Here is an 11,961-nt window from a genome sequence, read left to right as displayed (position 1 = left end):
ATTATGTTGAATTTAACTAAAAAAGTAGCAGCCATTGCTTTAATAGCGAGTGTGTTTGCGATGAGTTCATTGGGTGTAAATGCCAAACACCCTAATTTAGTAACTACCTCTGAAGACGTGCAGTTAATGCGTGACGCGATTAACGTTGAAGGCCGTTTTGCAACGACTTACAAAAAGTTAAAAGCGCAAGTTGATGCACAAATGCAACAACCAATGGAAGTGCCGGTGCCTAAAGACGGCGGTGGTGGTTATACTCATGAACGCCATAAAAAGAACTATCAGTTAATGTACAACGCGGGCATGATTTATCAATTAAGCCAAGACGAAAAGTACGCTGACTTTGTTACCGATATGTTGTTGCAGTACGCAAATTTATATCCAAACTTGCCACTACATCCTGCTAGAAAAATGAAGTCGCAAAACCCGGGTAAGTTTTTCTGGCAAAGCCTGAACGAAGCCGTGTGGTTAGTGTATACCATTCAGGCTTATGACTTAGTTTATAACGCGTTAAATGCATCTGAGATCAAAAAAATAGAACAAGAGTTATTAAAACCGGTTGCGCTGTTTTTATCTGAAGGGCAACCATCTACGTTTAATAAAGTTCATAATCATGGCACTTGGGCAACAGCCGGAGTAGGTATGGCTGGCTTTGTTATGAATGAACCTGAGTGGGTAGAAAAAGCATTATATGATTTACAAAAATCGGGTAAGGGCGGTTTCTTAAAACAGATAGAGCAGTTATTTTCACCGCAAGGTTATTATAACGAAGGCCCGTATTATCAAAGATACGCATTATTCCCTTTTGTTACCTTTGCTAAAGCAATAGAAAATAACCAACCTGAACGTAAAATTTTTGAACAGCGCAATGGGTTATTATTAAAAGCCATAGATACAACTATTCAACTTAGCTACAACGGCTTATTCTTCCCAATAAATGATGCGATTAAAAGTAAAGGCATTGACACCATTGAGCTAGTTCATGGGGTAACCATTGCTTATGGATTAACAGGCAATACTGGTTATTTAGATATCGCGCAGCAACAAGACCAAATCATTTTATCTGGCGATGGATTAAAAGTAGCTAAAGCGTTAGATAACAACTTAGCAACACCTTATCAGTTTAAGTCAGTGGCATTTGGTGATGGCAATGACGGTAAACAAGGCGCATTAGTTATTATGCGAAGTGTTACTGAAGATTCAGACTTTAATAGTACTCAAACAGTATTGTATAAACCTGCAGCTCAAGGTTTAGGTCACGGTCATTTTGATAAATTAACTTGGCAGTTTTATGACGCCGGAAATGAAATCGTATCGGATTATGGTGCTGCTCGTTTCTTGAATGTTGAAGCTAAATTTGGTGGTCGTTATTTACCAGAAAATGAAACCTATGCTAAACAAACCGTGGCACATAATACCGTTGTCGTCGACGAGACAACGCACTTTAATGAAAATGTGGAAGTAGGTAATGCTAACTACCCGACACTTAACTACTTTGAAACCAACAATTTTGGTACGGTTTCAAGTGGCAAAATAAGCACGGCGTATGAAGGTGTTGAATTAGAGCGTACGTTAGCACTTGTTAACCTTCCTGGTTTGGACAACGCAGTTGCGTTAGATTTATTTAATGTAACTTCAGATGATAAACATCAGTTAGATTTACCATTGCATTATCATGGTCAGCTTATTGAAACTAACTTCCCATTAGTGGGTAATACCAATAGTTTAAAACCAGTAGGTACTAAAAACGGTTACCAGCATATGTGGTTAAAAGCACAAGCGACCCCTGAGCAAGGGTTAGCTAAAGTAACGTGGTTAAATGAAAACGGTCGTTTTTATACTCAAACCAGTTTAGTTAAAGGTAATGAATCATTTTTATTCACCCAACTAGGTGCCAATGATCCTAACTTTAACTTACGTAATGAACATGGGTTTATCAGACGTGTTGAAAATACCAAACAGCATAAATTCATTTCATTGTTAGAACCGCATGGGTTATATAATCCAAGTAAAGAGTTCACTTTAGAAGCGGCAAGTCGTGTTTCTGGACTAGAGTTTACCGAGCAAGATCAACTGGCACTTATCAAAATCGATATTGCAGAACGTTCATATTTGGTTGTTATCAACCAAGCTGAAACGGATCAGAAATTGACAACTGAATTCAAATATAACAATAAAACATTATCACTAAATGGCCGTTTGGCTGTTTATGAGCTGAATAATCAATAGGAGTTAATAATATGAAGATGCAAAATGAAAGTGCACATTTTACTGACGGCGCTACGGCTGAGATTGAAGACATAGGTGGCGGTTTACGTCGTCAAATGTTGGGTTTTAACGACGAGTTAATGGCGGTTAAAATATATTTTGACGAAGGGGCTATTGGTTATAATCATGCCCACAGACACTCTCAAATTACTTATGTAGTAGAAGGGGAGTTCCACTTCAATATAGACGGTGTGACCACGGTAATGAAGCCAGGAGACAGCTGTTACATTCCTCCTTTTGCAGATCACGGAGCTACTTGTCCTACCGGTGGCATCTTAATTGATACTTTTAGTCCAGCTCGTGAAGACTTCTTAGAGGAAAAATAACATGAAAATTCAAGGATTACGTTGGTGGGTAATCGCATTAATTGCGCTTGCTACCATAATAAATTATATCGACCGTTCAGCATTAAGTGTTTTATGGCCTGATATCGTAGAAGACTTATTTCCGGACGAGTCTGCGTTAGAGCGTAAACAAATTTACGCTACCATTTCAGTGGTATTCGTATTTGCTTATGCATTTGGTCAAGCCATCTTCGGTAAGATCTTCGACTGGATTGGAACCAGAATTGGTTTTGTACTTTCAATCGGTGTTTGGTCATTAGCGACCGCGGCACATGCCTTTGCTCAAGGTGTATTAAGTTTCAGTATTTTCCGCGCCATTCTTGGTGTTGCAGAAGCCGGTAACTGGCCGGGTGCAGCTAAAGGTAATGCAGAATGGTTCCCAACCAAAGAACGTGCATTAGCACAAGGTATCTTTAACTCTGGTGCTGCCATTGGTGGCATTATTGCAATTCCACTTATTGCATTCTTAACCATATATTTCAGCTGGAAAATGGTGTTTGTGATCATTGGTTTAGTGGGTCTTTTATGGTTAGTGCCTTGGATGGTTTTAGTGAAAGCGCCTCCTGGTAAACATCCATGGATCACAGAAGAAGAACGCGCATATATCTTAACTGGTCAAAAACGTGAAATTTCTGCTGAAACCGGTGTTGAAATTGATGAATATAACCCGTCAACGACTGAACTATTATCTCGTAAACAAAGCTGGGGTGTGATCATCGCATCTGCGGCGATAGACCCAATTTGGTGGTTATTCGTATTTTGGATCCCTATTTATCTAAACGAAGTTTACGGCATGGACGTAAAAGCGATTGGTATCTACGGTTGGGTTCCTTATGTTGGTGCTATGTTCGGTGCTTGGTTTGGTGGCTTACTTGCTCAAAACCGCATTAAAGCCGGTTGGGATACAAACAAAACACGTAAGTTTGTTATTACTTTAGGCTGTTTAATTATGCTGCCTTCATTACTAGCGATGTCTAATCCAGGCGCTCCCGTTAATGCGGTATTAATCATGGCCGTTATCTTATTTGGTTTCCAAACGGCAATTGGTAACGTGCAAACACTACCAAGTGACCTTCTTGGTAAAAAGTCGGTGGCAACATTAGCGGGCTTCTCTGGCATGGCCGCTAAATTAGGCGCGGTTGGCTTAACGTCTTTAGTTCCAATTTTAACTGCAGATGGTAACTACTACCCTGCATTTATCATAGGTGCATCGTTAGCAATCATTGCTATGGCGGCGGTTTGGATCTTAATTCCAAGAGTTGAACCTTTAAAGCCAAAACAGTAAGCAGCTAAAAAACAGCAATACCCAAATGACACTGTGAGGTCGTTTGGGTATTTGCTTCACACATTTAATTTAAAGTTAATAAGTTTTGAAAATGAAAAATATTTATTTTTTTGGCGAGTGTATGATTGAGTTACGCTCAATCGAAGAAAGTTTGATGCGTCAATCGTTTGCCGGTGATGTTTACAATGCTGCTGTGTATTTAAAACGATGCTTTCCAGCGATTAATTCTTCAATTGTGACTTCTGTTGGTCAAGATAATTTAAGCGACAAAATGATCAGTGTGTTTGCTGAAGAAGAAATAGATACAGAATTTGTTTTCAAACATGACACTAAAATCCCTGGTATGTATTTGGTTGAAACCGATGATGTTGGGGAAAGAAGTTTTACCTATTGGCGTAGTGACGCCGCTGCGCGTTATACAATGGAGCTGTTCAACGACGAGGCAATCGCAAAATTAAAATGTGCAGACATGTTTTTCTTTTCTGGCATTTCATTAGCGATTATCAAACCTGAGCATAGAGACTCATTTTGGCAAATGGTTTGGCAATTAAAAGACGCGGGTGTTCAAATTGTATTTGATCCTAATTATCGTGCTCGTTTATGGGCATCGGTAGACGAAACCAAATTATTATATGACCTAGCACTGCAAGTTAGCGACATTGTTTTACCGGGTATTGAAGACTTTAATTCAATTTACGGCCACACCAGTTTTGACCATGTAAAAACATTCTGTAAGCCATACAACATCAAAGAGTTGGTGATCAAAGATGGACCAAATGGTGTTTTGGTTATATATGACGGTGAAGAAACCTTCATTGATATTTTACCGGTTGAAAACGTTGTGGATACCAACTCAGCTGGTGATTCGTTCAACGGTGCGTATTTGGGTTCTCGCCTTACAGGTCGCTCAATAACAGATGCTGTTCAATTAGCGGCAAAAGCAGCGGGCACGGTTATCCAGTATCCAGGTGCAATCATTCCTAAAGAAGCATTTGATTCAATTAGGCAGTAACCGATCTTAACGCTATTTTTCGTTTAATAGCGTCAAAATTTAATGGCACAGACCATAACTTGTCTGTGCCACCTTCAACATTTTAATTATTATTGTAAGAGTAAAGGTATTTAGATGACTTCTTTTTCTAGTTTAATGGGTTCACAAACATTATTGCCTATCATTCAGGCCGACACACCTGAACAAGGTGTCAATATTGCTAAAGCAATGGCCGCCGCTGGGTTAAAACTTGTTGAAGTGGTATTACGTACAGATCAATCTTTAGCAGCCCTTAAAGCAATAAAAGAACAAGTTCCTGAATTGTTAGTAGGTGCAGGTACGATTACCAATGAAGCAATATTGCAGCAGGCAATTGATGCAGGTTCTGACTTTATTGTTACTCCAGCAGTGTCTGACAAACTACTAAGCCATTTAACCAAGTGTGGCGTACCTGTATTACCGGGTGTTTCAAACACAGGTGATATATTAATGGCTATCGAACACGGGTTTACTGAATTGAAATTATTCCCAGCATCTTTGTCTGGTGGCGCACCGTTTTTATCGGCGGTTGGCTCAGTATTCCAAGGCATTAAATTTTGCCCAACCGGTGGTGTGTCAGAGCAAAACAAAGGCGATTACTTATCTCTAAACAATGTTATTGCCGTTGGTGGTACTTGGGTTTGTCCAAAAAACTGGGTAGAAGCAGAAGATTGGCAAGCCATTACCGATGCTTGTAAAAAAGCGATTCAATAATAGGTTATCCAAGATGACTCAATTATCAGATGTATTACCTTCAGGCGTTATCTTAGGTGATGACGTTCAAACCTTGTTTAATCACGCCAGAGCCAACCAATATGCATTACCAGCGGTTAATACCGTTGGTACTAACTCAATTAATGCCACTTTAGAAGCGGCAGCTAAAGTTAATTCCCCCGTTATTATTCAGTTATCAAATGGTGGTGCCTCTTTCTTTTTAGGAAAGGGCGCAAAACTACAAGGCCAAGATGCAGCCGTTAAAGGTGCTGTAGCCGCGGCTAAGTATGTGCATGCCGTTGCTGACTCATACGGTGTGCCAGTGTTATTGCATACCGACCATGCCGCTAAAAAGCTTTTGCCTTGGATTGATGGGTTGTTAGACGAAAGCGAAGCGCATTTTAAACAAACCGGAAAACCTTTATTTAGTTCACACATGATTGATCTTTCAGAACAACCATTGGAAGAGAATATCGCTATTTGTGCTCAGTACCTTGAGCGCATGAGCAAAATGGGCATGACCTTAGAGATAGAGTTAGGTTGCACTGGTGGCGAAGAAGATGGTGTTGATAATAGCCATATGGATGCGTCGGATTTATATACCCAACCGGAAGACGTTGCCTATGCCTATGAAGAGTTATCAAAAATTTCTGATAAATTTATTATCGCGGCGTCATTTGGCAATGTGCATGGTGTATACAAACCTGGCAATGTCGTGTTAACGCCTGAGATTTTGAAAAACTCACAAAAGTTTGTTTCAGATAAATTTGGGCTACCACATAACAGCTTAAACTTTGTTTTCCATGGTGGTTCAGGCTCTGAACCTGAAAAAATTGCCGAGTCATTAACCTATGGCGTTGTAAAAATGAACATAGATACTGACACGCAGTGGGCGAGTTGGTCTGGTGTTCTTAATTACTACAATGACAAACAAGCTTACTTGCAAGGTCAAATCGGTAACCCTGATGGTGACGACAAACCAAATAAAAAACATTACGATCCTAGAGTTTGGTTGCGTAAAGCAGAAGAGTCTATGGTGATACGTTTAGAGCAATGTTTTGCTGAGTTGAACTGCATTAACCGATATTAGTCGCAACCGACGGATGGTGAGTGTTGTGGTTATAGTTGATTCTATTTTTAGAGAAAAATGATGAAAAGATTGGTACCTGTTTTAAAACAAGATGGCGTTGATTTAGATTTAATCATGTTAATTCGTACTATCTTAGCGGCTTCTAAAGAAATTGCATTTAGAGTTAGCCAAGGTGCCTTAGCAGGTGTTTTAGGTTCAACGCTTGATGAGAATATCCAAGGTGAAGTGCAAAAGAAACTCGACGTATTATCCAATCAATTGCTAAAAGATATGTTATTGGATGATGACACCGTCAGAGCGATAGCATCGGAAGAAGAAGACAATGTGGTTGGCGGTCATGAAAATGGCAAATATATAGTTGCTTTTGATCCACTTGATGGTTCTTCTAACATAGATATTAATGGCCAAATAGGCACAATATTTACCATATACAACGCCAGAAACGATGTGCCTTTTGATAGTGATGAACAATTTCTACAATCGGGTTCTGAGCAAGTTTGTGCCGGTTATGTATTGTATGGCGCATCTACTATGTTGGTGATGACCACAGGCGGCCCGACGCGTTGTTATACATTAGATTTAACCCATGGTGGTTACCTGTTAACTCAAGATGAAATGTCGATTCCAGCAGATAGCAAAGAGTTTGCGGTGAACATGGCTAATTATCGTTTTTGGAATAATGACGTTCAGAAATTTTTTGATGATGTGTTATACGCCAGTGATGAATATAACAAAGCGTCTATGCGCTGGAATGCGGCTATGGTGGGAGATGTTCACCGAGTTATTAGTCGTGGTGGAATATTTGTATATCCAAGCGATAGCCGTAAAGGTATTGAAAATGGCAAGATTAGACTGTTATACGAAGCCAACCCGTTAGCTATGTTAGTTGAAAAAGCAGGCGGTTTAGCGGTATCTAACAACCAAGCGCGTATTTTAGATATCAAACCAAACACATTACATCAAAGAGTACCTGTGATTATGGGATCTACTAATTTAACCAAGAAGTTAAATTTTAGTTAGTCCTTATTTAATACGACTCAATTAATAAAAAATCCCTTTATTAACCAAAATAAAGGGATTAATTTGTACCGCTTACCGCTTACCGCTTACCGCTTACCGCTTCTAGCTCTTAGGCTTTGTTGCTGGGCTTAAATCAATCTTAGAAAAAGTTACGCTAGTATAGTCGCCGTTGGCTTTATCTTCAGCCCAATTACCTGTGCCAGCACAAGCCGCATACCAAACACCTTTTGCATCTTTAGTTGAACATTGGTTGTAAGCACCAGCTTTAAAGTATAACCAATCACCAGTGTAACCAGCTGGGTGATCAAGCGTGTCTACCTTGCCATAAGGGTCTACATTGTTTGATAAATCAACTTGATACTCTACCGTTGGTTTGTTGGCTTGGGTAAAAGTTAAATACATAATGTTTTGGTGAACATTGATGGTATAGCTAAACTCTTCTCCTAACGCGATTCCTGCGTCACCAGGATCAGCTGGATTTTCCCATGTATAACCCCAAACTGGATGTGCAATGTCGGTACGGTTTGGATCTGCTTTTGCTAAATTACGTTCGTAGTTCCAAAACACCGAACCGGTTTTGTGCCCAGGCCATTTTTTATAATATATTTTAATTGGTTCGTTACCCCAACCAAAACCATCACCGTCAGAAACTAAGTCTTTATCTTTACCTGCATGTATTTGTCCTACAACCACAGAGTAAGCTGGTTTTTTAGGGTGTTTTGCATTTAATGCAACGTGATTCACTTTTAAAGTAGCGTCTAATCTTCCACCAACTTGACCAAAATAAGCCGAATCTGGATGTGCCGCTATAGCAAAGTTGTTGGCGTACGCTTTAGTGCTGATAGAGGTATCCATACCGCGGATCATTTGTCGTAATTCACTACGAGTATTAGATGAGTTTGCCGAGGTGAATGCTTTGTTTGGCGTTGCAAAAACTAAATCACCATTGTCGTCGGTATAAAAAAAGTCAGGGTGTTGGTAACTGGCTAATTCTTTGGTATCAATTTCGTCAACTTTGCCATTGCCGTCTATGTCAGTTGGAACGGTAATTTTCCAGTTAGATAAATCAATCTTGCTCTCTGGTGCATCTGACGTGCTAGCACAACCGGCAAACAACATGGTTAAAGGTAATAAGGGCAGAAGTTTAAACATCGTATTCTCCTAATAAATACAGTAATTCTATGAATAAAAAGTACGTTGTTAGTATCTTCACTCAGTAACCATTAAACATGTGTAAGTTGAATTAAAACTTAACCCGTGCACTGCCTTATAAAATAACAAGTCGCACGTTGTAATGTGATTAATTTATAACTTGAGCTAACCAATCTTGTATTTTAAAACTAAAGGCAAGTTATATTACATTGTGACCAATTTATCAACATTGTATTACCAAATATTTAATTGGTTAACCAATATAAATGTAAGGTGTTAAGTGGCAGTAATAATGAGGATTTTAGTGTAAAAAAATCATAAAGAGGGATGTGTTCTGTCAACAAAATCCAGTTTAAACACAAGTTGACTATGATAATGCGAGGGTAGTCATTTTTTTAATATAAGGGTTTATCTTCCAACTATTCGGATTCCAGCCCAGTAAAAACCGATAAAAGTCAGCCCAAGCAACAGGGTATAATCGCGAGTATTCTGCACTGAGTTGGTCAAAATCTAAAGTAGGTTGAGTTAAGGCCTGTTTTAAAGCCTTTAAATATAGCGGAAGTATCTGGTCGCCATATTTCTCAAGACTCGTTTGTTCCAGCGCACTACCGGCTAAATAGGCTAAATCAACAACCCCTACACCACGACCAATATATTGAAAGTCCACCGCTGCAACTTGGTTGTTTTGATTATGAAAACATAAGTTTTCAAACTTAGCGTCACCATGAATTAAAGTTTGGAATTTTGCATTTTTCAATCGCATATCTAAGTTGCAAGCTTGTTGTTTTAACTCAGACTCTGGCATAGCGGCCAATTCATCTTGGCGGGTAGCTAAATGCCAATAACCGCCTTGAGACCACAAATCATCGGCGTTATTAAACATAAACTTACTATGAAAGTTGGCCAACCAAGTAATAGCCAATTTAAGTTTGTGCCAATCGTTTTTATCCGCACGGACGTCATAACCACTGGCGTGTAAGTCTTCCATCAATAACAAACAGCCATCATCTAATTCAACGATTTTGTGTAATGTAGGGACTTTGCAATCTAGTGTGCAACATTGAGCATATTGACGGTAAAACTCAGTTTCTACTTGGTACGATTTAACTTTACGCTGGTGGCTCTTTTCTCCGCTCCATCCTCTTGGGTGGTCGGTAGCTGGGATAGAAGTTTGTACGTATTTCACAATATAATATTGGTCTTTATCTTTACTGTAACAACGGATAATACTGCCATAACCACTCCATAACGCTTGCAGTTGCTCAACGTACTGTACGGAATGATCTTGTAACGCGTGCTGCAATTTAGGCAAGATTTTCTGCGTGAGTATGATTTGAAATGATGGATCAGTAGCTGCAATAGAAGTCATAAAGTCGCATTAGATAAATAGTAAATCTGAATTATAAAGCCGAATTATAAAAGCAGTGTAAACGAGCAAATTATGATTGGCTAGGCCAGAGGTGGATAGTGAAAATAAGTGTCATTGGATTTTACTAACTTAGTGGACACAAATAGGCTAAAATATCGGGTTATTGTTTAGCTTTGAGCCCCTTATAAAATGACCTCTACTCCAACTGCAACCAATTTCAAAGAACTTGGCTTAATCAAACCACTGTTAAACCGCCTTACTGAATTGGATTATCAACAGCCAACACCAATACAAGCACAGGCGATCCCAACGGTATTAGCAGGACGAGATTTAATTGCAGGGGCAAATACTGGGTCGGGCAAAACCGCGACATTTGCATTACCTTTGCTTCAAAAGATATATGAACAAAGCATTCATTCAAAAAAGCTTGGCACTACAAAAACTAACGTTAAAAGCGGCAACTATGTTGCTGGACTTATCTTGGTACCCACTCGTGAGTTAGCCAAACAAATAGCAGACAGCATTAAATCTTATGCTCAACACTTTAATGGCGAAATAAAAACCGTTGCCGTATTTGGAGGTGTGTCGGTTAATACGCAAATGTTGGCACTGCGTGGCGGAACCGACATTTTGGTGGCAACACCCGGTCGACTGTTGGATTTAATATCAAGCAATGCCATAAAATTGGATTTAGTAAGTACCTTAATTCTGGATGAAGCCGACCGCATGTTAAGTCTGGGCTTTACGGAAGAATTAACAAAACTGCTAAAATTAACGCCAAATAAAAAACAAACATTATTGTTCTCAGCCACCTTTCCAGAGCAAGTACAAGACTTAACTAAAACCTTGTTAACCAATCCGGTTGAAATCCAACTGCAAAGTGAAGACGCCAGTACCTTAGTACAACGTGTATTTACCGTTAACAAAGGTGAGAAAACCACCGTATTAGCGCACTTAATTAATCAGCATCAATGGCAACAAGCCTTAATATTTGTTAACGCCAAAAGAAGTTGTAAACACTTAGCTGACAAATTACTAAAACGTGGGATCACGGCAGAAGTATTCCACGGCGACAAAGGCCAAGGCGCACGTAATCGTGTATTAGAATCATTTAAAGCCGGTGAAATCCAAGTATTAATAGCCACTGACATAGCAGCACGTGGATTAGATATAGAAAAACTGCCGGTAGTAATAAACTTTGATTTACCAAGAAGCCCATTAGATTATATGCATCGCATTGGCCGCAGTGGCCGCGCAGGAGAAGTAGGCTTAGCATTGTCCTTGCTCGATCACGAAGACTTCCATCACTTTAAAATCATAGAAAAGAAAAATAAATTCCGCCTAGAGCGTGAATTAGTAGAAGGTTTTCCAGTTACCGATATTCCTGACCAAGCCGTGTTAGACGCAGAAAAAGCACAAGGCGTAGGCATGGCAAAACCAGAAGGGACAGGGAAAAGGAAACACAAAAAGAAAAACAAAGACTCAATAACGGCCGCCGACGTTTGGGCTGGAATTCCAAAATCCGACAGCTAGCCTGAGTACTAGTTTTCAATTTAGTTGGTAAATTATTTATTCGGTAGACTATTACCGATTAAAAGTTCTTTGTGTATCAAGAACGGTAGTTTAACTCCCCTTTTTATCTTGTTTCATAAAAATATCGGACAAAACATTACGAGATATTGAAAAAGGTAA

10 protein-coding genes are annotated in these 11,961 nt (G+C 39.4%); 8 read left to right on the top strand and 2 right to left on the bottom strand.

All coding sequences use genetic code 11. From position 1 onward, the window contains the following. Positions 1–3 precede the first annotated feature (3 nt). The 7 genes from KO505_RS15560 to KO505_RS15530 all read left to right on the top strand — a co-directional run bounded on the left by KO505_RS15560 (position 4) and on the right by KO505_RS15530 (position 7,748). Positions 4–2,226, top strand: a complete 2,223-nt coding sequence (locus KO505_RS15560) for a heparinase II/III family protein (RefSeq protein ID WP_216056373.1) — start codon at positions 4–6, stop codon at positions 2,224–2,226. A 17-nt stretch (positions 2,227–2,243) separates the two neighbouring features. Next, positions 2,244–2,591: a cupin domain-containing protein gene (locus KO505_RS15555; protein WP_216056500.1), complete on the top strand. Its 348-nt coding sequence runs from the start codon at positions 2,244–2,246 to the stop codon at positions 2,589–2,591. 1 nt (position 2,592) lies between these two features. Beyond that, on the top strand, positions 2,593–3,894 hold the full coding sequence (locus KO505_RS15550) for an MFS transporter (protein WP_216056372.1): 1,302 nt from the start codon (positions 2,593–2,595) through the stop codon (positions 3,892–3,894). A 91-nt stretch (positions 3,895–3,985) separates the two neighbouring features. Continuing rightward, complete coding sequence (locus KO505_RS15545; protein ID WP_216056371.1) at positions 3,986–4,906, top strand: sugar kinase; 921 nt, start codon at positions 3,986–3,988, stop codon at positions 4,904–4,906. A 114-nt stretch (positions 4,907–5,020) separates the two neighbouring features. Then, the gene (eda, locus tag KO505_RS15540; RefSeq protein ID WP_216056370.1) at positions 5,021–5,638 is read left to right on the top strand and encodes a bifunctional 4-hydroxy-2-oxoglutarate aldolase/2-dehydro-3-deoxy-phosphogluconate aldolase; all 618 of its coding nucleotides are present in this window, start codon (positions 5,021–5,023) and stop codon (positions 5,636–5,638) included. Between the two features lie 13 nt (positions 5,639–5,651). After that, a complete protein-coding gene (gene fbaA / locus KO505_RS15535; protein WP_216056369.1) occupies positions 5,652–6,728 on the top strand; it encodes a class II fructose-bisphosphate aldolase in 1,077 nt (358 codons plus the stop codon). A 60-nt stretch (positions 6,729–6,788) separates the two neighbouring features. Next, the gene (locus KO505_RS15530) at positions 6,789–7,748 is read left to right on the top strand and encodes a class 1 fructose-bisphosphatase (protein WP_216056368.1); all 960 of its coding nucleotides are present in this window, start codon (positions 6,789–6,791) and stop codon (positions 7,746–7,748) included. A 102-nt stretch (positions 7,749–7,850) separates the two neighbouring features. Here the strand turns inward: KO505_RS15530 and KO505_RS15525 are convergent, their stop codons facing one another. Then, complete coding sequence (locus tag KO505_RS15525) at positions 7,851–8,900, bottom strand: polysaccharide lyase family 7 protein (protein ID WP_216056367.1); 1,050 nt, start codon at positions 8,898–8,900, stop codon at positions 7,851–7,853. A gap of 367 nt (positions 8,901–9,267) precedes the next feature. Next, a complete protein-coding gene (locus KO505_RS15520) occupies positions 9,268–10,269 on the bottom strand; it encodes a phosphotransferase (protein WP_216056366.1) in 1,002 nt (333 codons plus the stop codon). Positions 10,270–10,458: 189 nt separating this feature from the next. On the opposite strand from KO505_RS15520, the gene KO505_RS15515 reads away from it, so the two are divergent. Then, positions 10,459–11,802: a DEAD/DEAH box helicase gene (locus KO505_RS15515; RefSeq protein ID WP_216056365.1), complete on the top strand. Its 1,344-nt coding sequence runs from the start codon at positions 10,459–10,461 to the stop codon at positions 11,800–11,802. The last annotated feature ends 159 nt before the right edge of the window (positions 11,803–11,961 follow it).

Origin of the sequence: Psychrosphaera sp. F3M07 (genome assembly GCF_018860345.1) — a bacterium.
In the GTDB taxonomy this organism is placed as follows: domain Bacteria; phylum Pseudomonadota; class Gammaproteobacteria; order Enterobacterales; family Alteromonadaceae; genus Psychrosphaera; species Psychrosphaera aquimarina.
This window is presented reverse-complemented; position numbering and strand designations above follow the sequence as displayed.